Below are 22409 nucleotides of genomic sequence, written 5' to 3'. Positions count from 1 at the left end.
TGGGACGACTCTCTTTCCCCGGTTTTGGAGACCCTCAGCGATGCTCGACCGTGCCGTCGTCGACGCCCTGTTCCCCTCGGACCTGCCCGAGCCGTCCCACTGGGAGGAGCAGTACCCGCCCCGCGGGCTGGCCGAAGGCGCCAAGGTCACCCGGCTGGGGCCGTCGCCGACCGGTTTCCTGCACATCGGCGGCCTGTACGTCGGCATGATCGACCGCGACATCGCCACCCACTCCGGTGGCTCCTACATCGTGCGCGTCGAGGACACCGACCAGGCCCGTGAGGTCGAGGGCGCCGTCGACCAGTTCAACCGGGCGTTCGCCTACTTCGGCGTCCAGCCCGACGAGGCGGACTCCGTCGGCGCCTACGGCCCGTACCACCAGTCGCAGCGCGAGCAGGTCTACCTGACCTACGTGCGCGAACTGCTGCGCCAGGACAAGGCGTACCTCTGCTTCGCCACGAAGGAGGAGCTCGCCGACATCACCGCCCGCCAGCAGGCGACGAAGCTCCCGACCGGCTACTACGGCCGCTGGGCGCTGTGGCGCGACAAGACCGCCGAGGAGGTCCAGGAGGCCCTGGACGCCGGCCGCCCGTACGTCGTCCGCTTCCGCTCGCCGGGCAAGGCGGGGGAGCGCACCTCGTTCGTGGACGCGATCCGCGGTCAGCTGGAGCACGACGCCAACCGCAACGACGTGGTGGTCCTCAAGGCCTCCGACCAGTCGCCGCGCCTGCCCACCTACCACTTCGCGCACGCCGTCGACGACCACCTGATGCGCGTGAACCTGGTGATCCGCGGCGAGGAGTGGATCTCCTCGGTCCCCACCCACCTGCAGCTGTTCGACGCACTGGGCTTCGAGCGCGTCGAGTACGCCCACATCGCGCCGCTGATGAAGCAGCAGGGCGGCTCCCGCCGCAAGCTCTCCAAGCGCAAGGACCCCGAGGCCTCCGTCGAGTACTTCATCGAGGCGGGCTTCCCGGCGCAGGCCGTCCAGTACTACCTGCGCGGACTGGTCAACGCCCGCCTGGCCGAGCTGCCCCTGGCCGAGGCCCTCGAGTCGCCCCTGATGCTGGCCGAGTGCGGCGTCGCCGGCCCGCTGGTCGACCTCGTGAAGCTCGACGACATCTGCGCCGACTACGTCGCGACCCTGTCCGGCGAGGAGATCGTCGAGCGCATCTCGGTGTGGGCGGCCACGTACGACCCCGAGCTGGTCGAGGTGCTGTCGTCGTCGCGCGAGGAGGCACTGGCGGCCCTCCAGGTCGAGCGCGGCCCGGAGGTCTCGAACCCGCGCAAGGACCTCCGCAAGTGGTCCGACTTCCGCTCCGCCTACGGGTTCTTCTTCCCGTCGCTGTTCGAGCTGGTCACCGACCGCACCGACGAGCGCCTCGGCGGCCTGTCCCCGGAGCTGATCTCGGCCTTCGCCGCGGACTTCGCGGACGGCTACGCCGACCTCGAGGACGGGCAGGAGTGGTTCGGCCAGATCCGCGAGCTGGCCGGCAAGCACGGCTTCGCGCCGAACCCCAAGGAGTTCAAGAAGAACCCGGACGCCTACCCCGGCTCCATCAAGGAGGCGGCGCAGCTGGTCCGCGTCGCCCTGACCGGGTCGACCCGCAGCCCCGACCTGCACTCCGTCGCCCGCACGCTGGGCAAGGACGAGTTGCTGCGGCGGGTGCGCGCGCTCGCCGGCTGATCTTCGGCTGACAACGGCCCCCTGTTCCGGAAGGAGCCGGGGGCCGTTCGCTGTCCGGGCGCGCACGTGCACACCCGCCCCACCTCAAAATCCTCGACCAAAATCCCACACGAACGCACAGCCCGGACAGTGGAACCTCGTCCAGGCCCGTTCCGGAACAAAGTCATGAGAGCGTTCCCATTGACGTGGGTGTAACACGGAGTTGAGGATCGGCGGCATGCATTGGAGAAGCACTCTCGCCGCAGTGCTGGGGTTGACGCTCGCCGCCAGCGCGACGTCGGCGGCCACCGCGCAGGAAGCGCAGCACCGGCCGCCGAAGCAGACGGTCATCGGGCAGCCCAAGACCGAGCACGGGTGCGCCCGCATCGAGAAGTCCCTGCCGACGTTGAAGGACTGGCCGAAGGTCGACAGCCAGCTCGACGGTGACCGCAGGGACGAGGCGCGCGTCAAGGCGATCCTCAAGGACATGACGCTGGCCGAGAAGGTCGGCCAGATGACGCAGCCGGAGATCGCCGCGATCACCCCGGCCGACGTCACGACCTACGGGTTCGGCTCTGTCCTGAACGGCGGCGGCAGCTTCCCCGGCGGCAACAAGCGGGCCACGCCGCAGGACTGGCTGAAGCTGGCCGACGCCTACTGGGAGGCGTCGAAGCAGACGCGCACCAAGATCCCCGTCATCTGGGGCATCGACGCGGTGCACGGCAACAACAACGTCTTCGGCACCACGGTCTTCCCGCACAACATCGGTCTCGGTGCCGCACAGGACCCGTGCCTGGTCCGCGACATCAGCGCGGCCACCGCGGAGCAGATCCGCGCCACCGGCCAGGACTGGGCGTTCGCGCCGACCCTCGCCGTCGTCGAGGACGACCGCTGGGGCCGCACCTACGAGGGCTTCTCCGAGGACCCGCGGATCACCCGCGCCTACGGCTACGAGGCCGTCAAGGGCTTGCAGGACAACGCGAAGAAGCGCATCGGCGAGGACGGCGTGATCGCCACCGCGAAGCACTTCATCGGTGACGGCGGCACGACCGGCGGCAAGGACCAGGGCGTCAACCCGTCCACCGAGCAGAAGATGATCAACGTGCACGGGCAGGGCTACTACGGTGCCCTCGCCGCCGGTGCGCAGACGGTGATGATCTCGTTCAACAGCTGGACGAACGACGTCATCAACGAGGGCAAGGTGCACGGCAGCAAGTACGTGCAGACCGGCATCCTCAAGGAGAAGATGGGCTTCGACGGCCTGCTCGTCTCCGACTGGAACGGCATCGGCCAGGTCACCGGCTGCACCAACGCGAGCTGCGCGCAGGCGATCAACGCCGGCATGGACATCATCATGGTGCCCAACGACTGGCAGGCGTTCATCACCAACACGATCGCGCAGGTCCAGGCCGGCGAGATCCCGATGGCGCGCATCGACGACGCCGTCACCCGCATCCTGCGCGTCAAGCTGCGCGCCGGCACGTTCGACGCCCCCAAGCCCTCGCAGCGCGAGCACGCGGGTGAGCAGAAGGCGTTGCTGCACAAGGAGCTCGCCCGCGAGGCCGTGCGCGAGTCCGCGGTGCTGCTGAAGAACGACAAGCGCGTGCTGCCGTTGTCCAAGCGCAGCAAGGTGCTCGTGGTCGGCAAGAGCGCGGACAACATCTCGAACCAGACGGGCGGCTGGACGCTGTCCTGGCAGGGCACCGGCAACACCAACGCCGACTTCCCCAACGCCACCAGCATCCTCAAGGGCATCCAGGACACCCTGGGCACCGCCAACGTCACGTTCGCCGAGACCGCGGAGGGCGTGGACGCGAGCCAGTTCGACGCCGTCATCGCCGTCATCGGCGAGACCCCGTACGCGGAGGGCGTGGGCGACCTCGGCAAGCGCTCGTTCGAGGCCGCGCGCCTGCACCCGCAGGACATCGCCGTGCTGGACAAGGTCTCCGGCAAGGGCAAGCCGGTCATCACCGTCTACGTCGGCGGCCGAGCGCTGCACATGAACAAGGAGATCAACCGCTCCGACGCGTTCGTGGCCGCCTGGCTGCCGGGCACCGAGGGTCAGGGCATCGCGGACCTGCTGATCCGCGGCAAGCACAACGGGTTCAGCGGCAAGCTGTCCTACTCGTGGCCGGCCGAGGCCTGCCCGGCGCTGCCCGGTGAGCCCGCGAAGACGCCGCTGTTCAAGCTCGGCTACGGCCTGCGCGACTGGCAGACCGGCAACGTCGGCAAGCTCGACGAGACCAGCCCCGGCGCCCTGTGCTCCGGCGGTGGCGGCGGCACGGCCACCGAGGACCTGGAGGTCTTCAACCGCACCGACGTCGCGCCCTACCAGTCGATGATCGGGTCGGCGGAGAACTGGGGCGGCACGGTCATCGGCCCCGACGGCCAGGCCGCGCACGCCGAGATCAACGTCGTGCAGTCCGACGTGAACGTCCAGCAGGACGCGCTCAAGACGACGTGGACCGGCACCGGCCCCGCGCAGGTGTACCTGCAGAGCCCGGCCGCAGCCGACCTGCGCGGCTACGGCAACGCCAACGCGGCCGTCCAGTTCGACGTGATCGTGCACCAGGCCCCGGCCAACCGCACGGTCCTCAGCGCGCACTGCGTGTATCCGTGCCTGGCGGAGTTCGACGCCACGCAGGCGTTCCGCAGCCTCCCGATCGGGCAGAAGGCGACCGTCAAGATCCCGGTCTCCTGCTTCTCCGACAAGGGGCTCGACCTGGAGACCGTGAACACGCCGTTCCTCGTCTACACCGACGGCACGTTCCAGGCCTCGTTCGCGAACGTGCGGTGGGTGCCCAAGGCGGGGGCTGATCCGGACGCCTTGCCCTGCACGTAGCTCGTCAGCAGACCGCGGCGCGGCCCTCCCGGGAGCGGGGGAGCCGCGCCGCTGCTGTTCTCAGCGGCGGGCCTCGACCTTCAGCCCACCGGTGGTCACCGCGCGGATGTGCTCACCGGCCAGCAGGTCGTGCGGGTGGCCGAGGTCGATCGCGCTCACGGCGTCCAGCCGGGCCAGCTGGTCGTCGGAGAGGTCGACCGCCAGCGCGTCCAGGTTCGCGAGCAGCTGCTCGGGGGTGCGGGCCCCGACGACGGGTGCGGTCACGCCCGGCTGCCGCAGGTTCCACGCCAGCGCGACCTGCGCGGGCGTGCGGTCCAGCTCCGCGGCGACCTCCCGCATGACGCCGGCGATGCCCAGCGCGCGTTCGGTGACCATGCCCAGGGCCGCGTTGAAGCTCCTGCGGGTGCTCTCGGTCGTGTCCGGCGCGGTCAGGTCGGCGCGGCGGTACTTGCCGGTCAGCACCCCGCCGCCCAGCGGCGAGTACGGCGTCACGCCCAGTCCCAGCGCCCGCGCCATCGGGACCAGGTCGCGCTCCGCGGTCCTGTTGAGCAGGCTGTACTCGACCTGCACCGCCACCAGCGGCGACCACCCGCGCAGGTCAGCGACCGCCTGCATGCGCGAGATCTCCCACGCGGGGGTGTTCGACACCGCCACGTACAGCACCTTGCCCTGGCGCACCAGGTCGTCGAGGCCGCGCAGCACCTCCTCGGCCGGTGTCGCGAAGTCCCACACGTGCACGTGCAGCAGGTCGAGGTAGCCGGTCCGCAGCTGCCGCAGGCTGTTCTCCACCGACGCGACCAGGTTCTTGCGGTGCGCGCCACCGGAGTTCGGGTCGCCGGGCCGGCGCAGCGTCGCGTACTTCGTCGCCAGCACCAGGCTCTCGCGGCGGTCCCCGGCGAACTCGCCCAGCAGGCGCTCGGAACCGCCGTAGCCGCTCGCGGTGTCGATGAAGTTGCCGCCGCGCTCGACGTAGGTGTCGAACAGCTTCCGCGCGTCGGCGCGGTCGGCGCCCCAGCCCAGCTCGCTGCCGAACGTGGCCGTGCCCAGCGCCAGCGGGGAGACCCGCAACCCCGAGCGGCCCAGCAGCCGGTAGGTGTCGAGGGTGGTTGCCATCAGGTCCTCCTGTGCTCGTCGTGCGACCAGGGTCGGCCGGCGGCGAGCGGCGGGTAAGGGACGGCGCTTCCTGGGAACAGCCGTCCCACCCGGCGGGTTGGACCAGGGGTGATCAGCACCACCGCGGAGCTGGCCGCGTTCCTGCGGACCCGGCGCGAACGCCTCGACCCCCGCGCCGTCGGCCTGCCCGAACGCCGTTCCCGCCGCACACCCGGTCTGCGCCGCGAGGAGGTCGCCGAGCTGGCCGGGATCAGCGTCGACTACGTCGTGCGCCTGGAACAGGCCCGCGGGCTGCGGCCGTCGGCGGACGTGGTGGAGGCGCTGGCCGGGGCGTTGCGGCTGGCACCGGACGAGCGCGCCTACCTCTACGGCCTGACCCGGCAGCGCCCGCGCGGTACCGCCGAGCCCGCCACCACCGCGGACCCGGCGCTCGCCGCGCTGGTCGCCGACCTCGCACCGCGCCCGGCCATGGTCCTCAACCACCGCTACGACGTCCTGGCCTGGAACGACGCGATGGCGCGGCTGTTCCTCGACTTCGGCACGCTGCCGCCAGCCAGGCGGAACGCGATCCTGGTGTGCCTGGTGGACCCGCGGATGCGCACGCTCTACGCCGACCGCGACCAGGTCGTGCGGGACGGGGTCGCGCACCTGCGCACGGCGTGGGCCGCGCACCCTGACGACCGGGTGCTGGGCGCGCTCATCGCCGAGTGCGTGGCCGGGGACGAGCAGTTCGCCCGGCTCTGGGCGTCGGGCGAGGTCAGGGTCAACGCTCGCGGACACAAGGTGCTGCACCACCCGGACGCCGGCGTCATCACCACCCGGTTCGAGACGCTGCGGCCGGTGCAGGACCCCGGCCCAGCTGGTGGTGGTGCACCGCGCCGCGGACGCCACGAGCCAGTCCGCTCTGGACGCCCTGACGGCCTAGCTGTCGAGGTCGACCGGCTCGCCCCTGATCGCGGTGACCGCACCGCCGGTCTGCGCGGCGAGCCAGACCTCGAAGCCGTCCGGGTCCTTCGTCAGCACGGTGAAGGTGACGTCGTGGCCGTACTCGGTGTCGGCGACGTGGTACCCGGCCGCGCGCAACGCGTTCTCCAGCTTCCCGGCCTGGTCGTGCGGGACGGCCAGAAGCACGCTCTCGTGCCGTTCGCGGGTCAGCGTGCCCAGTGCGTCGACCGCCTCGGATACGGCTCGTCCGTACGCACGGACCAAACCACCCGCGCCCAGCTTGATGCCGCCGTAGTAGCGGGTGACGACGACGGCGGTGTCGACCAGGTCGCGCCGGGTCAGCACCTCCAGCATCGGCACACCGGCCGTGCCCGCGGGTTCGCCGTCGTCGGAGGACCGCTGGGTGTCGGCGGTGCGGAACGCCGTGCAGTTGTGCGTGGCCTGCCAGTGCTCCTTGCGGACGCGGGCGAAGAACTCGGACGCCTCCTGGTCGGAGGTGACGCGGGCGATGTGGCACAGGAACCGCGACCGCCCGATCTCGATCTCGTGCGTGCCGTTCCGCCTGATCACCTTCACGGCTCGATCATCCGCCGCCGCTCCGCCTCCCCGAACAGCGCGTCCAGCTCCGCGGGCGGCACCTCCTCCAGCTGCTCGAACGTGCAGTCCCGCGGCTCCTTGTCGGGGCGGAACCGCACCAGCCGCGCCGTGTGCCGGAACCGGCCGCCCTGCACGTGCTCGTAGCGCACCTCGGCCACCCGCACCGGGTCGAGCAGCACGACCTGGAGCTGCTTGTCGGGGTTCCAGCGGCTGTTCATGCCGGGACCCTCGTACGTCGCCCACGCGCTCCACGGGTGCTCCGCGGGGTCGAGCAGGGGCGCCAGCTCCTCGACCAGCTCCCGCCGCCGGGCCGCGGTGAAGCTGCTGGCCACGCCCACGTTGTGCAGCTCGCCGTCCCGGTAGAGGCCGAGGACCAGCGACCCGACGGTCTCGCCGTCCTTGTGCAGCCGGTAGCCCGCGACCACGCAGTCGGCCGTGCGCTCGTGCTTGACCTTGAACATCACCCGCTTGTCGGGTTCGTAGACCCCGTCCAGCGCCTTCACCACCACACCGTCGAAGCCCGCGCCCTCGAAACGGGTGAACCAGTCCTGCGCCACCTCCGGGTCCGTTGTGGACGGTGTCAGGTAGGCACCGGGCACCTCGCGGACGGCGTCCTCCAGCATCGCGCGGCGCTCGGCCAGCGGAAGACCGGTCACGTCGGTGTCGCCGAGGGCCAGCAGGTCGAACGCCACGAAGCTCGCCGGCGTCTCCGCGGCGAGCTTGCGGACGCGGGACGCGGCGGGGTGCAGGCGCAGCTGCAGCGTGTCGAAGCTCAGGCCGTCCGGGGTGACCAGCACGATCTCGCCGTCGACCACGCACCGCGGCGGCAGCGCGTCCCGCAGCAGCTCCACGACCTCGGGGAAGTAGCGGGTCAGCGGCTTGTCGTTGCGCGAGCCCAGCTCGACCTCGTCGCCGTCGCGGAACACGATGCAGCGGAAGCCGTCCCACTTCGGCTCGTAGTGCAGGCCGTCCCCGCGCGGCAGCTCGGGCACGGACTTCGCGAGCATCGGCTTCACCGGAGGCATCACGGGCAGGTCCACCTCCGGACCATAAGCTCAGCGCAACGCCACCGCGAGCTTTTCCAGCTCCCCGACGTCGGCGTCCATCCCGTCGTGCTCGGGCACGGCCAGCGCGATCGGCCTGCGCTGCGCCACCCCGCCCGCCCTGCGCGTCTCCAGGCCGGCCCGCAGCCGTTCGGCCAACGGCAGGTCCTCCGGCGTCTGCGCGACGTACGGGCTGATCCGCACCAGGCCGTCCCGGCACTCGATCACCCGCCGGTAGTAGCGCCGGTGCACGCCGCGCAACGAGAACGCGTCCCGCCCCGACGGCACCCGGTGCAGCGCGTCCTCCGGGAACGACTGGTGCAGCAGCGTCCACAGCGGACCGAGCCGGTGGTAGGCGCGCAGGTGCCGCAACCACAGCCTCGTCGCCGCGAACCGCATCGCCGCGACCGGGTAGAGCACGCCGACCACGCACAGCAGCACCCCGGGCAGCAGGAACCACACGGCCGCGGTCAGCAGCCAGCGGGGGAGCGGCTCGCCGAAGTAGCGCGAGACGTTCGACGACACGAAGATCGCGTCGGCGGGCACCAGCAGCGCGAGGCCGGTCGAGGTGATCAGCAGGCCCCTGCGCAGCCGCGGTTCGGCACCGCGCGCGTACCGGCGGGCCCACCCGAACATCGTCGCGAACCCGTAGAGCAGGTAGCCGTTGCCCAGCGCGTAGAACACCGTGATCGCGAGGACACCGGTCGGCCCGCCGCCCAGCGAGTTCGGCACGCGCGCCGCCGCCACCCGCAGCTCGTCCGGGATCGACAGCACCGCCCACGTCATGACCGCGATGCACCCGGCGAGCGGCACCAGGTGCTGCACCGCCTTCCGGCGCGCACCCTCGTCGTCCAGCGCGGAGAAGAGGAAGAAGCAGATCAGGCAGAACACCCCGACCTGCAGCATCGAGTGCTGGACCAGCTGGCACACCATCGGGTCGAGCCCGAGGAACCACCGCCCGTTCGCCGCCGCCCGCCCGAACGGGTAGCCGACCGCCCAGCCGGCCACCAGACCGGTCACCGAGCGCAGCCGCGGGTCGTGCGGGCGGCGCACCAGCAGGTACAGCACCACGGCGAGCGCGGAGAACGCGACGATGCCCTGCGTCTCCTTCAGGTACTCCACTACAGCCACCCGATCCGGTCGGCGAGCGAGGAGGCCATCCGCCGCGCGGGGCCCTCCGAGCTGCGCGGCGCGACCTGGTCCAGCACCGACGCCCATTCGAGGATGATCGTCGCGACCGTCTCGGCCTCGCGTTCGTGCGCGGAGTCGTAGGAGGTGCGCCGCAGCGCGCGCCGCACCGCCTCCGGTTCGAGGTCCGGGTACAGGCCGGCGAGCAGACCGTCGTCCTGCTCGGAGGTCGTGTGACCGGCCAGCAGGTGCCCGAGCTCGTGCAGGATGATGTGGTTCTGGTGCGCCTTCGACGTCTCCCGCTGGTACAGGATGTAGTCGGCCTGCGCGGTCGCGATCCAGACGCCGAACGGCCCCGGCACCGGGATCGGGTGCGCGAGCAGCCGGATCGGCCTGCCGCGCTGCTTGCCGACGCGGCGGCACAGCTCGGCGACGTCCAGCGGCGGCTGGATGTCGAGCTCGTTCAGCAGCCGGCGGCAGCGCCTGCGCAGCTCTCGTTCGGCCACGGGTCAGCCCTCGCCGCGCTCGGCCTGTTCCTGCCGGTAGACGACGTCCAGCAGCTCCATGACGAGCCGGCGCCGGTCCGGTGACAACGCATCCGCGCGCATGGCCATCAGCTGCGCGTCGCTGGAGGCGGTCAGCTCGTTCAACCTGGACTGCTCCTCCTTGAGCAGCTGCAGCTGCTCGTTGACCCGGTCGGTGACCTCGTCGTCGAAGAAGTAGCTCACCGGCACGCCGAAGAACCCCGCCAGCGCCTGGAGGTGCTTGAAGGTCGGGTTGTCCTTGCGGCCCTTGCGCAGCTGCCAGATGTAGCTCTGCGAGATGGTCACCCCGGTGTCGGCGATCGCCGCCGCGACGTGCTCGTTGCTGTACTCCTGCCCGGACCGCGCGGTGTGAGCGGCGAACAGGTGGTTGAGCTTGTCAGCCAGGGACCGTTCCCCCGCCATTGCCGACTCCTCCCGTTGCGCGCGGTGAGCATTTCCACCCACGGAAAGAGCTGTGCGGGTGACTGGATTTTCACCAGTTGAAAGCCGCCGTGGGCCAACATAGACTCCCACCGTGGGAGTCTCAACCGCGACCGGGGTACCCGCGACCTGGGAGGCAGCAGGTCATGGCGCTCGCTGAACGGCAGGGACCGTTCCACCGGGCGGTGATCGACGTCGTCTACCGCACCATGGGCCGGCTCGCGCGGGCGGACTCGCCGCACGAGGTCGTCGAGCTGCGCGAACAGCTGCGCTCGGCGCTGCCGTGGTGGCGCGGACTGCTGCGGATGCACGAGCCCGACGAGAAGCACCGGTGCAAGTCGTGCCACACCTGGTACGGGCGCCACCGCGCCTGGCCGTGCCCGGTGTGGAGGGACGCGGTGTCGGCGTTGCACCAGCTCAACGACATGTACGGCTTCCTCCCCGCGCCCGGCCCGGCCTCCGCGGCGCGGAGACCGGCCGAACGCGTCACCGTGACGGCCAGGCCGCAGCCGGGCACCGCCGACTGACGACCCGGCCGGTCAGCCGATCCGGAAGCTCTGCGCGGCCGAGCCGGTGCACGTCGCCTGCACCAGCTGCACCCCGTCGGCGTTGTTCCCGGTCGGCGCCGACAGGCACTTGCCCGAGTGCCGCGCGACGATCGTCGAGTAGCCGTCGGAGCCGGTGGTCACCCGCCACTGCTGGTTGGCGCCGCCGACGTAGTCCCACAGGTGCAGGCCGGCGCCGTCCGCGGTGGACATGTCGCTCACGTCGACCACCTTCGCGGGGTTGTTGCGGTACTCCAGCCGGGAGAAGCCGTCGGTGGTGGCCACCGCGCGGAAGTTCTGAGCGGTGGTGGAGTTGCAGGTGTACTGCTGCACGACGGTGCCGTTGCCGGTACCGGCGGCGCGGGCGTCGACGCACTTGCCGTTGCCGCGGTTGACGAGGGTCTTCCACTCCGGCTGCGGCTGCCGGGTGCCGCCGCCCAGCCACAGCAGGCTGTCGACCAGGAAGTCGTTCTGCGTGGCGGAGGCGAACGTCGAGGACCTCGGGACGTTGTTCACGTAGTCCATGGCGTTGTGGCCGAAGTTCGCGTAGACCATCTTGAAGTTCTTGTTGGTCCACATGATCGGGTAGTAGCCGCTGCGCCACTGCTGGTTCGGGTCGGTGCCGAGCGGGAAGCTCGACGGGTCGACGCTCGCCAGCACCTGGACGTCCGGGTTGGTGCGCAGGTCGCGCGACCAGCTGTACCACTCGCTGACCGACGTCGTGAAGCGCTCCGGCAGGCGCAGGGTCGCCGGGTGGGTGCGGGTCTCGACCTTCAGCACCGCCGTGGTGGGCTCCCAGGTGTTGCTCACGAAGTTGCCCTTGCCCAGGAACGTGTTGTGGTACCAGGACCACTCGTTCGCGTTCTGGGTGAACGCGCTGACGTGGAAGCCGAAGAACCCGCCGCCGGCCTCCACGTACCGCTGGAACCCGGCACGGGCCGCGGCACCGGTGGGCGCGTCGTCGAGGAACACCACGACCTGCGCCTGGGCGGGCGTGAGGGTGGCCAGGCGGTTCCAGTCCCGCGTCGCCTCGTAGGTGAAGCCGTTCTCCTGGCCCGCGCGGGTCAGCCACGGGTTCGCCTCGTTGACGAAGGCGACGTGCGCCGCGTCGAACGTGCCGTTGTAGAACGCCAGCACCTTGAACGGGGCGGCCTGGGCCGGTGCCGGGACGGCGACCGGGACGAGTGCCGCGGCGAGCATCGCCAGCAACGCCAGCAGTTTTCGGGCCATGGGGGCACACACTCCATCTCACAGGGGTTGCGCGCCCGAAGATCATCGTAAGGGTGGTCCAGACCTGTTGGGTACCGGGACGTTCACAGAATTCTTCTGCGCCACAACAGGAAGCCGCCCAGGACACCGAGCCCGCCGACCGCTCCGATCACCGCCGACAGCCCGATCCTCGTTGCGGCGGAAGGAGGTTGTTCGGTGCTCGACGCAACGGGAACGGGCTTCCGCGCCGGAGCGGTCGCGGGTGCTGCCGCGAGCTCGACGTCCGTGCACGAGTAGTAGGTGTCGGGCGTGTCGGTGTTCTGCCAGACCGTGTAGACGACGTGCCGGCCCGTTCGCTTCGGCAGCTGCACCGTGAACCGGTACGCGCCGTTCACCAGCGGAGGAGTGGGCACGGTCAGGAACTGCTCCAGGTCGGCCCACCGCAGCGGCCGGGCCGGGGAGTAGCCGTCGCGGGTGACGTAGAACCGGAACGAGCCCTGGTGCGGGATCGTCGCCCGGTAGGTGAACGCCGTGCTCGTCAGCCGGGTGGCCGGCCAGTCGGCGCGCGGCTGGTCCAGGCCCGCGTACCTCGGCAGCCCGGCGCTGCACAGCTTGCCGTCGGGCACGCGCGCGGTGTCCTGCCCGGCGACGTTCGCCAGCCGGACGTCATCCCACTCCGTGGACGGCAACCCCGCTGCGATGGCGGTCCGGCACGGCGAGGATGATGCTGTCTGCCGGCCCGGTGAGCAGAGAAAAGCCCTGCTCGGTGGGTCGGTGGGCGCGCCATGGGCGTGCGCGGGAACCGCGGAGAGCATCATGAGCAGCGCTGACACGCCCACAAGGCGAAACAATTCGGCACCTCCCTGTCTTCCAGGGGTACGCGTGCCAGACCCGAGTCGTTCACGGAAGATGTAGTGTCATGTCCTTCGCTGATGAGGTGTCCGCGGCCGCAGCCCGGCTCGGTGGAGTCGCTCGCACGACCCCGCTGGAGGTGAACCAGCGGCTGTCCGAGCGCACCGGCGCCCGCGTCTGGTTCAAGCGCGAGGATCTCCAGGTCGGCCGCTCGTACAAGCTGCGCGGCGCCTTCAACCTGCTCTGCCAGACCGAGTTCGCCTTCGGCGGCGCGGTCTGCGCGTCGGCGGGCAACCACGGCCAAGGCATGGCGTACGCGTGCCGCCGCCTGGGCATCGAGGGCCGCGTGCACGTGCCGCGCACCACGCCCCGCCAGAAGCGCGACCGCATCGCCGCGCTCGGCCAGGGCATGGTGCAGCTCATCGTCGACGGCGACACCTACGACGACGCGGCGGCGTTGGCCAAGGAGTACGCCCAGCACACCGGCGCCACCCTCGTGCCGGCGTTCGACGACGCGCGCACGGTCGCGGGCCAGGGCACGGTGGGCCTGGAGATCGTGCAGCAGCTCGGTGGCGCCCCGGACGTGGTCATCGCCCCGGTCGGCGGCGGCGGCCTGCTCTCCGGCGTCGGCACCTGGTTCAAGGAGCGCTTCCCGCGCACCCGCGTCATCGGCGTGGAACCCGCGGGCGCGGCCAGCATGATCGCCGCGATGCAGGCGGGCCACCCGGTCACGCTGCCCGAGGTGGACACGTTCGTCGACGGTGCGGCCGTGCGGCGCGCGGGCGACGTCACGTTCCCGATGGTGCGCGACTCCGGTGCCGAGCTGCTCACCGTCGCCGAGGGCGCGGTCTGCACGGAGATGCTGGAGCTGTACCAGATCGACGGCATCATCGCCGAGCCCGCGGGCGCGCTCGCCTCGGCGGCGCTGCTGGAGGAGATCTCGGTCGCGCCGGACGCGACGGTCGTCTGCCTGCTCTCCGGCGGCAACAACGACGTGTCGCGCTACGCCGAGATCGTCGAGCGGTCGATGATCCACCGCGGCCTCAAGCACTGGTTCCTGGTGGAGTTCCCGCAGGAGCCGGGTGCGCTGCGGCGGTTCCTCGACGACGTGCTCGGCAAGGACGACGACATCGTGCAGTTCGAGTACGTGAAGCGGGACAACCGGGAGACCGGTGCCGCGCTCGTGTGCATCGAGCTGGGCCGGCGCGAGGACTACGACCTGCTGTGGGGGCGGATGAAGGAGTCCCCGCTCAAGATCCAGCACGTGGAGCCGGGGTCGACCGCGTACCGCTTCCTGATCTGAGAACGGAAACCCCGGGCCGCGTCGGTGCGCGACCCGGAGCTCCCTGACCGGGTGTCACGTCCTGGGGGTGCAGAGCTTCCACGCGAAGTGGTACGTCGTCTCGATCGACCCGTCGGTCGAGTCCATCGCGATGAAGCTGGTGGTCTTCTTCGGGTCGGACGTGCCCGCGCTGACCCGCAGCTCCGTGTTGATGTTGAAGTTCCGCTTCTCACCGCACGGGTGGTAGACGATCGCGGCCACGTCGGTCGTGTCGGTCGCCTGCCAGTCGTCGCTGAACGGGCCCTTGTAGTTGTGCTGCCTGTACTCGGTCTGCGACATGCCCTGGAAGTAGTAGTTGGCCCGCTCCAGGGCGGTGGCGCCGCGTTCGAGGTGCGCGAACCCGCGGTAGTCGGTCGAGGAGATGCCGTAGGTGAAGCCGGACGGCACGTTGACGCGCAGGTTGAGCTGGCAGTTCTTGCGGAAGTCGGTCGGCAGGGCCTGCGGGCCGACCTGGGCCATGAACTCGCTGTAGGTGACGGTGAAGGCCTTGTTGTCGGGGGACACGGCGACGGCGGCCGTGCCGGCCCGGCAGCCCGACCCGTTGATGGTCACGACGTCGATGGTGATGTGGTCCGGCGGAGGCGTGGTGCCGGGTGCGCCTCCCGGCGGGATGATGATGGTCGACGTCGCGAGCACGGCCGCGGCCACTGCGTTGAGCATGGGGCACCTTTCCGACTGGAGTCCGACAAAGACCGGCGGCGGCGGTGGACGCAGCTGTCAGCAGCGCTTCCAGGAGAACTGGTACTTGGTGCTGACGCTGCTGTCGGTGGAATCCATCGTCATGAAGCTGTTCGCCTTCGACGCGGTTCCCGCGTTCACGCGCAGTTCGGTGTTGATGTTGAGGTGCCGGACCTCACCGCAGGGCGCGTAAATGATTTCCGCCACCTGCGCACGGTCGGTCGCCTGCCAGTTGTCGCTCTTCGGGCCGGTGAACGTGTGGGTGCGGCTGGCGGTCTGGGACATGCCCTGGAAGTAGTAGTTCCCCTTCTCCGTCCCGGTGGCTCCCGCCTGCAGGTGGGCGAAGCCGCGGTAGTCGGCCTGGGCGATGCCGAACGTGAAGCCCTGCGGGTAGGTGACGCGCAGGTTGAGCTGGCAGTTCTTGCGGAAGTCGGTGGGCGCGGAGCCCTGCCCCGCCTGCGCGAGGTACTGGCTGTAGGTCACCGTGAACGCCGTGCGGTCGTCGGCGGAGGCGACGGCGGCGGTACCGGCGGGGCAGCCGGAACCGTTCACGGTGACCACGTCGATCGTGACGAAGTCGGGGACGTCGGGAACCGCCTGGGCGGCGGGCGCGGCAACGACGACCGCGGACAGCGCGAGGGCGGCAGCCGCCAGCGTTTTCAGCATGGCCAGCCTTTCTTTCCTGGGGTGCGGAACCGGCGGCGGAATGGGAACCGATCGCGTTTCCGGATGATTTCGGGGGGTGCGCGAACCATGCTCGCCGACCGCGGGCGGAATTGACCTGACGGTTGTCTGACGATCGCCGCGGCTGCTCTGAACGAGCGAAAGCCGCCTCGCCGGAGCAGCGCGGCGGCCCACGCCGGAGTGATCTGGCGCTCATCCCGGCATCAGGCGCTCCCGCCGCACGTTGACAACGGTGACGTCCGACGACTCGACGAGGAGTGCCTGATGGCTCCGGACCAGCTGACCGTCTACTCCACCTCGTGGTGCGGGTACTGCCGCATCCTGAAGAGCTCGCTCGACCGCGAGGGCATCGAGTACGCGGAGATCAACATCGAGGAGACGCCCGGCGCGGCCGACTTCGTGATGAGCGTGAACGGCGGCAACCGCACGGTGCCCACCGTCCACTTCCCGAACGGCACGGCGCTCACGAACCCGTCGCTGGCGCAGGTGAAGGAACAGCTCGCGAGCTAGTCCCCTTCCGGGGCTGAGCAGACGCCTGGGCAGCAACGGCGGGCGAGGCTTCTGGCCAGGTGCTCAGTCCTCGTACAGGAACGCCGTGGTCGACTGGCCGTCCAGCGACTCGCGCAGGATGTCCGCGTGGCCCGCGTGCTGCGCGGTCTCCCTGATCAGGTGCAGCACGATCCGGCGGATCGACATCGGGCGCGGGTCCGGGTCCCAGGGCGCGGACGGCAACGGCACCGGGTGGTCGAGCGAAGCGGTGCGCACGGCCTCGTCGGTCGCGCGCACCGCTTCGTCGTAAGACGTGAGCAGCGCGTCGAAGTCGCCGCCCGTCCAGGTGTACTGGTCGAAGTCCAGCATCCCGGGCGGGGGCAGGGGCTGCTCGGTGAGGATGTGCGTCCAGCCGCGCTCACACCGGGTGAGGTGCTTGAGCAACCCACCCAGCGTGAGCTCGCTGGCGGTCGTGCGCTTCGCGGCCTCCGCAGCGGTCAGACCCCGCACGGTGACGCGGAAGGTCTTGCGTTGGTCGTTCAGCTCGTGCAGCAGTTCGTCCAGCTCCATGGTCATGCAGTGAAGCTGACAGCGAACCAGGACAGCTCAAGTCCTAGCAGTACAGGTTGCCGCCCGGCGTCACACCGATGATGCCGGTGATCGACTGGTACTTCGAGACGCGGCTCTGGACCTGCGCCGGGTTGCGGCCGTCGCACTCCAGTGACCCGTTGATGCTGCGGATCGTCTGACCGAAGCCGGCGCTGTTGACCATCGCGTCGTGCGGGGTCATGGTGCCGGGGCCGCGCTGCGTCATCCAGTACCAGATCGCCGTCCGCCACGCGGTCGTGGAGTTCTGCGCCACCTGGTACGGGTTCTGCAGCAGGTTCAGGCCGAGGTAGTCGCCCGCGGCCTTGTAGTTGAAGTTCCACGACAGCTGGATCGGACCGCGGCCGTAGTAGGCGTAGGTACCGGCCGGGCAGCCGTAGGGCTGGCTCTCGTCGCAGAGGTCGTTGTTCTTGTTGATCTCTTCGATGTAGACCAGGCCACCGGTCTCGTGCGACGCGTTCGCGAGGAACGCCGCGACCTCCTGCTTCTTCACCGTGTCACTGCCGGTCGTGGCGAACGCGGGGATGGTGCGGGCCGCGTCGACGAAACCCTGGTAGGTGTAGAAGCTGTTGCGGCCGGGGAACATCTGGTTGAACTGGGCCTCGGTGACGGGGAAGCCACCGGGGTTGCCGCCGCCACCGCAGTTGTGCGGCTCCCAGAACCACGTGGAGACCGTCGGGTCGTAGCCGGGGTTGTCGTGCTCGGCGATGTAGTAGGAACCGTTGTAGCGCACGATGTTGCCGGTGTAGTACTGCCGGCCGGCCACCCAGTCGGTCGCACTGCTGCAGGTGGTGCCGCCGCCACCGCCGCCACCACCGTCACAGCCCGTCGGCTCCCAGTACCAGGTGGAGACCGTCGGGCTGTAGCCCGGGTTGTCGTGCTCGGCGACGTAGTAGTTGCCTTCGAACCTCACGATCGAGCCGGTGGTGTACCACTTGCCCTGGACCCAGTCCGTGAAGGTGCAGGCCTGCGCGGACACTTCTGCCTGAGAGGACGCGGTCGGCGCGATGACGGCGAGGGAAGCCGCCACCACACCCGCCGCGAGAGACGCCAAGATGCGTTTTTTCAGCAAGGTCACCCACCTCTGGAGTCTTTAGCGCATCCGAGGGATCAAGGATGTGAACAGTGCTGCTGAGCCTGGCATCAATGGTCCAGACCAGTCAAGGGTCTAGACCTCTTCTGCCCTCAGCAGTACAGGTTCGAACCCGGTGTGACGCCGATGATCCCGGTGAATGAGCGGTACTTCGAGACGCGGCTCTCGACGGTTCCCGGGTTGCGGCCGTCGCACTCCAGCGACCCGTTGATGCTGCGGATGGTCTGACCGAAACCGCGCGAGTTGACCATGGCATTGTGCGGGGTCATCGTGCCGGGACCGCTCTGCGTCATCCAGTACCAGATCGCGGTCTTCCACGACGTGGTGGCGTTGGTGGCGACCTGGTCGGGGTTGCTCAGCAGGTTGATGCCCAGGTAGTCGCCCGCGGCCTTGTAGTTGAAGTTCCACGACAGCTGGATGGGGCCGCGGCCGTAGTACGCCCTGGTGCCCGCCGGACAACCGTAGGGCTTGGTCTCGTCGCAGTAGTCACCGCTCTGGTTGATCTCGCGGATGTAGACGAGCCCGCCGGTCTCGTGCGAGACGTTCGCGAGGAACGCCGCGAGCTCCTGCTTCTTGACCGTGTCACTGCCCTGGTTCGCGAACGAGCCGAACGCGCCCATCGCGTTCCGCAGGCCGCTGTAGGTGTAGAAACCGTTGCGGGACGGGAACATCCGGTTGAACTGCGCCTCGCTGACGATGAACGGCGCCGCCGTCGCCGGCTGCACGAGCGTGAAGACGCCCAGCAGCGCGACGAGCAGGGCGGCGGCGCGTGTGGAGAACATGCGGACCAACTCCTCCGAGCATCTGCGCGCCCACTGTGTTACCGCTCTCACGGTGGCAGGCAGGCACTCCGAGCACAAGAGGTGGTCTATACCTTTTGGGCCTGATCCGTCAGGAGCCGGACCCGTAGGGCCGGGTGATGATCTCCAGGGTGTGGCCGTCCGGATCGCTCCAGTAGACGCCCCGGCCGCCGTCGTTGCGGTTGATCTCGCCGGGGCGGCTGCGGAACGGGTCGGCCCAGTGCTCGAGCCCCTGCTCCCGGATGCGGCCGAAGACCTCGTCGAACTCGTCCTCGGTCACGAGGAACGCGTAGTGCTGCTCGGCGATCGGGCCGGGCGCGGTCACGTAGTCGAGCGAGACGCCGTTCGCGACCTCGACGACGAGGAACGGGCCGAAGCGCACGGGGGCGGGCAGGCCCAGCAGGTCGGTGAGGAAGCGGGCGGAGCGCTCCTGGTCGGTGGCGTGGACGATGGTGTGGTTGAGCTGTACGGGCATGCCTCCTGCTTACCCCGGTGCCGGGGAGTTGTCAGCGATCGTGTCGGTGGAAGCGGTTCGCCGGCTGCGCACCGGCTGACAAAACACGACAGAAGCTGCCGGGGTGGCGGTGATCGGGCAATACTGACTGACCATGCGGACACTGGTTGTAGCCGGGCTGTTGCTGGGTCTGACAGTTCCTGCGCAGGCGGCACCGGCGCAGGAGGACCCGTCGTCATTGGTGAACCCCTTCGTGGGGACGCAGAACTTCGGCAACACGTTCCCCGGAGCGTCGGTGCCCTTCGGAATGGTGCAGGTCAGCCCGGACACAGGAGGTCAGGGCGGCTACGACTACAAGGCCACGTCGATCTACGGCTTCTCCCAGACGCACCTCTCGGGCGTGGGGTGCGGCGTCATGGGCGAGCTGCCCGTGATGCCGACGGTCGGGTCCGTTGACAACGTTGACATCAATGCCTACAAGTCCGAGTTCAGCCACTCGGACGAGCAAGCGCAGCCCGGCTACTACCGCGTCGGGCTGTCCCGGTACGGCGTGAACGCCGAGGTCACGGCGACCCAGCGGACCGGCTGGCAGAGGTACACCTTCCCGTCCAACGGCGCCGCGAACGTCCTGTTCAACACCGGCAAGTCCAACCAGACCGTGCTCGACTCCGAGATCCACGTCGTCGGCGACCGGACCATCGAGGGCCGCGTGCGCAACGGGCGGTTCTGCGCGGGCAAGGACGAGCACACCGTGTACTTCACGGCGACGTTCGACCGGCCGTTCGCGTCCTTCGGCTCGTGGCGGGGGAACGTGCCCACGCCGGGGTCGCGGGACGCGGCCGGCACGGGTGGCAACGGCGCGTGGGTCACGTTCGACGCCACGGCCGACCGCGACGTCGTGCTGAAGGTCGGCCTGTCCTACACCGGGCTGGAGGGCGCGCGGAAGAACCTCGCCGCCGAGGCGCCCGCGTTCGACTTCGACGCCGCGGTGGCCGCGGCGAAGGCGGTGTGGAGGAAGCAGCTCGACGCCGTGCGGATCACCGGCGGCACGCGCGAGCGGCAGGTCGCGTTCTACACGGCGCTCTACCACTCCGTGCTGCACCCGAACGTCGCCGGAGACGTCGACGGGAGGTACACCGGGTTCGACGGGAAGGTGCGCACCGCCGAGGGCTACACGCCGTACCAGAACTTCTCGCTGTGGGACACCTACCGGCCGCAGAACCAGCTGCTGCAGGTCCTCGAACCACGGGTGGCCAGGGACGTGGCGCTGTCCGTGGTGGCCGGCGGGCGCGACGGCGGGTGGTTGCCGCGGTGGGCGCTGGCCTCCTCCGAGACCAACATCATGACCGGTGACCCCGTCACGCCGTTCCTGGTCGAGGCGTGGGAGAAGGGGCTGCTGAAGGGCTTCGAGGAGGAGACCTACCAGCTGCTGCGCAAGAACGCGCTGACGTTGCCGCCGGCCGACTCGCCCTACAACGGGCGTTCAGGCGTCGAGCACTACAACGAGCGCGGCTACATCCCGTCCGGTTTGAAGCTCGGCACGGACTGCGCGCACAAGGGCGGCGACAACGACTGCGTGCACCCGGCCTCGGCCACGCTGGAGTACTCGGCGGCGGACGCGTCGCTGGCGTTGATGGCGAAGGGGCTCGGCCACCGCTCGGACGCGCGGATGTTCGCCGACCGCGGCCAGTGGTACCGCAACCTGTGGGACGCCTCGACCGGTCACTTCCGGCCGCGCACCGCCGCCGGCACCTGGCTGTCGCCGTACAACCCGGTCGACGCCGCGCACCAGTTCCACGAGGGCGGCGCCTACCAGTACCAGTGGCTGGTGCCGCAGGACCCGGCCGGGCTGATCTCGCTGATGGGCGGGCGCAGGGAGGCCGAGAAGCGGCTCGACGCGTTCTTCGCCTACGACAAGCTGCTCGTCGACCCGGCGGGCACGGCACGGCAGGACTGGATCACCGAGCCGTACGACTACTACGGCAAGCCGACCTACAACCCGAACAACGAGCCCGACCTGCTGGCGCCGTACGTGTACCTGTGGACGGGCACGCCGTCGAAGGCGGCGACCGTCGTGCGGGCCGCGATGACGTTGTTCACCACCGGCCCGGACGGCATGACCGGCAACGACGACCTGGGCACGATGTCGGCCTGGTACGTGTTCTCGTCGCTGGGCCTGTACCCGACGTTCAGCGGCTCCGGTTTCCTGGCCCTGTCGTCACCGCAGTTCCCGTCCGCGACCGTCCGGATCGGACAGCACGGCTCCCAGGGCGGCACGCTGACGGTGACCGCGCCCGGTGTCTCCGACTCGGTGCGGTACGTGAAGTCGGCGTCGTTCAACGGCCGCGACGTGCGCAAGACATGGGTCGACTGGTCCACGGTGCAGCGCGGCGGGAAGCTGTCCTACGAGGTGTCGGCGAAGCCGTCGTCGTGGGGCACGAGCCGCGGTGACGAGCCGCCGTCGCTCAACGACGGCAAGGTGGACTCGCGGCGGTCGCTGAACGCCTCGCTGCGCGGCACCGAGGTCGTCATGCCCACCTCCGAGTCGGCGCAGTCGCTGACGCTGCAGCTCGACGTGCTGGCGCAGTCACCGTCGGCCACGACGGTGCGGCCGGAGGTGACCGCGCCCGCGGGCTGGGCGGTGACCGGCGCACGGCCGTTCGCGATCGTCTCGCGCGGCCTGCCGACGCAGAAGACGGTGCCGCTGACGGTCTCCGTGCCCGCGGGCACGCCGGTGGGCACCTACGAGGTGGCGGTGAAGGTCGAGGCGGTGCAGCTCAAGGCCACCGTGGAGGTCAAGCAGGCCGCGCTGTGCGCGTTCTCGGCGTGCTCGGTGGACATCGCACCGGAGCGCAACCACGACGGCACCGCGTCCGTCACCGCGTCCTCGTCGGGCAACTTCGACGGCGGCGGCTGGAGCTACGACGAGGCGCTGCTGCCGCCCGCCGGACCCGTGACCTGGGGCGGCATCACCTACCAGGCACCGGACCCGACGGGCACTGCGGCGAACTTCGTCGAGGCCCGCGGCCAGGGCCTGCTGCTGCCGTCCGGTCAGTTCTCGTGGCTGCACGTCGTCGGCTCCTCGCACAACGGGCCGGTGTCGGCGGGCTTCACCGTCTGGTACACCGACGGCACCTCCGCCGAGGTCGCCGCCACCGTGCCGGACTGGGCCGGCGGTGGGCTCGCGGTGCTGGAGATGCCGCACCGGATCAAGGCGGGCCAGGGCGTGGACGGGCCGCCGGTGCGGTTGTTCGGGCAGTCGCTGCGGCTGGACCCGGCCAAGACCGTGCGGTCGGTGACGCTGCCGGACGACCCGCGGGTGGAGCTGTACGCGCTCACGCTCGCCTGAGGATGATGG

General features: G+C 70.1%; 20 protein-coding genes and 1 pseudogene. 7 read left to right on the top strand and 14 right to left on the bottom strand.

Translation table 11 applies throughout. The annotated features are described in order from the left end of the window. Positions 1-40: 40 nt before the first annotated feature. Complete coding sequence (locus ACZ7CF_RS03120) at positions 41-1687, top strand: glutamate--tRNA ligase (RefSeq protein WP_470368665.1); 1647 nt, start codon at positions 41-43, stop codon at positions 1685-1687. Positions 1688-1934: 247 nt separating this feature from the next. Beyond that, a complete protein-coding gene (locus ACZ7CF_RS03115; protein WP_470368893.1) occupies positions 1935-4508 on the top strand; it encodes a glycoside hydrolase family 3 protein in 2574 nt (857 codons plus the stop codon). 60 nt (positions 4509-4568) lie between these two features. Here ACZ7CF_RS03115 and ACZ7CF_RS03110 read toward each other — a convergent pair whose 3' ends face one another. Then, complete coding sequence (locus ACZ7CF_RS03110) at positions 4569-5621, bottom strand: aldo/keto reductase (RefSeq protein ID WP_470368892.1); 1053 nt, start codon at positions 5619-5621, stop codon at positions 4569-4571. Between the two features lie 108 nt (positions 5622-5729). Here ACZ7CF_RS03110 and ACZ7CF_RS03105 point away from each other — a divergent pair. Next, positions 5730-6416 (top strand): annotated as a pseudogene (locus ACZ7CF_RS03105) (helix-turn-helix transcriptional regulator); the annotation flags it as partial. Positions 6417-6542: 126 nt separating this feature from the next. Here the strand turns inward: ACZ7CF_RS03105 and ACZ7CF_RS03100 are convergent. From ACZ7CF_RS03100 to ACZ7CF_RS03080, 5 genes are read right to left on the bottom strand one after another with little or no spacing between them, the layout of a single operon-like run. Then, positions 6543-7142 carry a YigZ family protein gene (locus tag ACZ7CF_RS03100; RefSeq protein ID WP_360398665.1) on the bottom strand — a complete coding sequence of 200 codons (600 nt, stop codon included), beginning with the start codon at positions 7140-7142 and terminating at the stop codon, positions 6543-6545. Beyond that, the gene (locus ACZ7CF_RS03095; RefSeq protein WP_470368664.1) at positions 7139-8203 is read right to left on the bottom strand and encodes an ATP-dependent DNA ligase; all 1065 of its coding nucleotides are present in this window, start codon (positions 8201-8203) and stop codon (positions 7139-7141) included. Before ACZ7CF_RS03095 ends, ACZ7CF_RS03100 begins: the two co-directional genes overlap by 4 nt. A gap of 15 nt (positions 8204-8218) precedes the next feature. Next, positions 8219-9328, bottom strand: coding sequence for an MAB_1171c family putative transporter (locus tag ACZ7CF_RS03090; protein ID WP_470368663.1), 1110 nt, complete (start codon positions 9326-9328; stop codon positions 8219-8221). After that, on the bottom strand, positions 9328-9840 hold the full coding sequence (locus ACZ7CF_RS03085; protein WP_470368662.1) for a hypothetical protein: 513 nt from the start codon (positions 9838-9840) through the stop codon (positions 9328-9330). The genes ACZ7CF_RS03090 and ACZ7CF_RS03085 overlap by 1 nt, the downstream gene beginning before the upstream one ends. Positions 9841-9843: 3 nt before the next feature. Then, positions 9844-10281: a helix-turn-helix domain-containing protein gene (locus tag ACZ7CF_RS03080; protein WP_360398657.1), complete on the bottom strand. Its 438-nt coding sequence runs from the start codon at positions 10279-10281 to the stop codon at positions 9844-9846. Between the two features lie 164 nt (positions 10282-10445). On the opposite strand from ACZ7CF_RS03080, the gene ACZ7CF_RS03075 reads away from it, so the two are divergent. Continuing rightward, positions 10446-10826: a hypothetical protein gene (locus ACZ7CF_RS03075; protein WP_360398655.1), complete on the top strand. Its 381-nt coding sequence runs from the start codon at positions 10446-10448 to the stop codon at positions 10824-10826. 12 nt (positions 10827-10838) lie between these two features. Here the strand turns inward: ACZ7CF_RS03075 and ACZ7CF_RS03070 are convergent, their stop codons facing one another. Both ACZ7CF_RS03070 and ACZ7CF_RS03065 read right to left on the bottom strand, forming a co-directional pair. After that, the gene (locus ACZ7CF_RS03070; RefSeq protein WP_470368661.1) at positions 10839-12074 is read right to left on the bottom strand and encodes a ThuA domain-containing protein; all 1236 of its coding nucleotides are present in this window, start codon (positions 12072-12074) and stop codon (positions 10839-10841) included. Positions 12075-12157: 83 nt separating this feature from the next. Next, positions 12158-12868 carry a lytic polysaccharide monooxygenase auxiliary activity family 9 protein gene (locus ACZ7CF_RS03065; protein ID WP_470368891.1) on the bottom strand — a complete coding sequence of 237 codons (711 nt, stop codon included), beginning with the start codon at positions 12866-12868 and terminating at the stop codon, positions 12158-12160. A 104-nt stretch (positions 12869-12972) separates the two neighbouring features. Between ACZ7CF_RS03065 and ilvA the strand changes: the two genes are divergently transcribed. Then, complete coding sequence (gene ilvA, locus ACZ7CF_RS03060) at positions 12973-14208, top strand: threonine ammonia-lyase IlvA (protein WP_360398651.1); 1236 nt, start codon at positions 12973-12975, stop codon at positions 14206-14208. Between the two features lie 54 nt (positions 14209-14262). Here ilvA and ACZ7CF_RS03055 read toward each other — a convergent pair whose 3' ends face one another. Further along, a complete protein-coding gene (locus tag ACZ7CF_RS03055) occupies positions 14263-14907 on the bottom strand; it encodes a DUF4360 domain-containing protein (protein ID WP_360398649.1) in 645 nt (214 codons plus the stop codon). Between the two features lie 57 nt (positions 14908-14964). Next, positions 14965-15591 carry a DUF4360 domain-containing protein gene (locus ACZ7CF_RS03050; RefSeq protein ID WP_360398647.1) on the bottom strand — a complete coding sequence of 209 codons (627 nt, stop codon included), beginning with the start codon at positions 15589-15591 and terminating at the stop codon, positions 14965-14967. 282 nt (positions 15592-15873) lie between these two features. Here ACZ7CF_RS03050 and ACZ7CF_RS03045 point away from each other — a divergent pair, with 282 nt between their 5' ends. Next, positions 15874-16119, top strand: coding sequence for a mycoredoxin (locus tag ACZ7CF_RS03045; RefSeq protein WP_360398645.1), 246 nt, complete (start codon positions 15874-15876; stop codon positions 16117-16119). A gap of 63 nt (positions 16120-16182) precedes the next feature. Here ACZ7CF_RS03045 and ACZ7CF_RS03040 read toward each other — a convergent pair whose 3' ends face one another. The 4 genes from ACZ7CF_RS03040 to ACZ7CF_RS03025 all read right to left on the bottom strand — a co-directional run bounded on the left by ACZ7CF_RS03040 (position 16183) and on the right by ACZ7CF_RS03025 (position 19072). Beyond that, positions 16183-16674 carry a DinB family protein gene (locus ACZ7CF_RS03040; RefSeq protein ID WP_470368660.1) on the bottom strand — a complete coding sequence of 164 codons (492 nt, stop codon included), beginning with the start codon at positions 16672-16674 and terminating at the stop codon, positions 16183-16185. 37 nt (positions 16675-16711) lie between these two features. Then, positions 16712-17776, bottom strand: a complete 1065-nt coding sequence (locus ACZ7CF_RS03035) for a glycoside hydrolase family 19 protein (RefSeq protein WP_360398641.1) — start codon at positions 17774-17776, stop codon at positions 16712-16714. A 113-nt stretch (positions 17777-17889) separates the two neighbouring features. Further along, positions 17890-18579 (bottom strand): chitinase, encoded by a 690-nt coding sequence (locus ACZ7CF_RS03030; protein WP_360398639.1) that lies wholly within the window; start codon positions 18577-18579, stop codon positions 17890-17892. A 109-nt stretch (positions 18580-18688) separates the two neighbouring features. Further along, positions 18689-19072, bottom strand: a complete 384-nt coding sequence (locus ACZ7CF_RS03025; RefSeq protein ID WP_360398637.1) for a VOC family protein — start codon at positions 19070-19072, stop codon at positions 18689-18691. 133 nt (positions 19073-19205) lie between these two features. On the opposite strand from ACZ7CF_RS03025, the gene ACZ7CF_RS03020 reads away from it, so the two are divergent. After that, a complete protein-coding gene (locus ACZ7CF_RS03020; protein ID WP_470368659.1) occupies positions 19206-22400 on the top strand; it encodes a GH92 family glycosyl hydrolase in 3195 nt (1064 codons plus the stop codon). The last annotated feature ends 9 nt before the right edge of the window (positions 22401-22409 follow it).

The organism is Lentzea sp. NPDC036955 (assembly GCF_055608005.1).
Note: the sequence above shows the minus strand (reverse complement) of the source record. Positions and strands in the feature narration are given on the sequence as shown.

Bases quoted from the DNA above. Each gene is read 5' to 3' on its own strand.
- ACZ7CF_RS03080 (WP_360398657.1), bottom strand. From the start codon at position 10,281: ATGGCGGGGGAACGGTCCCTGGCTGACAAGCTCAACCACCTGTTCGCC.
- ACZ7CF_RS03050 (WP_360398647.1), bottom strand. From the start codon at position 15,591: ATGCTGAAAACGCTGGCGGCTGCCGCCCTCGCGCTGTCCGCGGTCGTC.
- ACZ7CF_RS03075 (WP_360398655.1), top strand. From the start codon at position 10,446: ATGGCGCTCGCTGAACGGCAGGGACCGTTCCACCGGGCGGTGATCGAC.
- ACZ7CF_RS03040 (WP_470368660.1), bottom strand. From the start codon at position 16,674: ATGACCATGGAGCTGGACGAACTGCTGCACGAGCTGAACGACCAACGC.
- ACZ7CF_RS03065 (WP_470368891.1), bottom strand. From the start codon at position 12,868: ATGCTCTCCGCGGTTCCCGCGCACGCCCATGGCGCGCCCACCGACCCA.
- ACZ7CF_RS03030 (WP_360398639.1), bottom strand. From the start codon at position 18,579: ATGTTCTCCACACGCGCCGCCGCCCTGCTCGTCGCGCTGCTGGGCGTC.
- ACZ7CF_RS03020 (WP_470368659.1), top strand. From the start codon at position 19,206: ATGCGGACACTGGTTGTAGCCGGGCTGTTGCTGGGTCTGACAGTTCCT.
- ilvA (WP_360398651.1), top strand. From the start codon at position 12,973: ATGTCCTTCGCTGATGAGGTGTCCGCGGCCGCAGCCCGGCTCGGTGGA.
- ACZ7CF_RS03120 (WP_470368665.1), top strand. From the start codon at position 41: ATGCTCGACCGTGCCGTCGTCGACGCCCTGTTCCCCTCGGACCTGCCC.
- ACZ7CF_RS03045 (WP_360398645.1), top strand. From the start codon at position 15,874: ATGGCTCCGGACCAGCTGACCGTCTACTCCACCTCGTGGTGCGGGTAC.
- ACZ7CF_RS03025 (WP_360398637.1), bottom strand. From the start codon at position 19,072: ATGCCCGTACAGCTCAACCACACCATCGTCCACGCCACCGACCAGGAG.
- ACZ7CF_RS03110 (WP_470368892.1), bottom strand. From the start codon at position 5,621: ATGGCAACCACCCTCGACACCTACCGGCTGCTGGGCCGCTCGGGGTTG.
- ACZ7CF_RS03055 (WP_360398649.1), bottom strand. From the start codon at position 14,907: ATGCTCAACGCAGTGGCCGCGGCCGTGCTCGCGACGTCGACCATCATC.
- ACZ7CF_RS03070 (WP_470368661.1), bottom strand. From the start codon at position 12,074: ATGGCCCGAAAACTGCTGGCGTTGCTGGCGATGCTCGCCGCGGCACTC.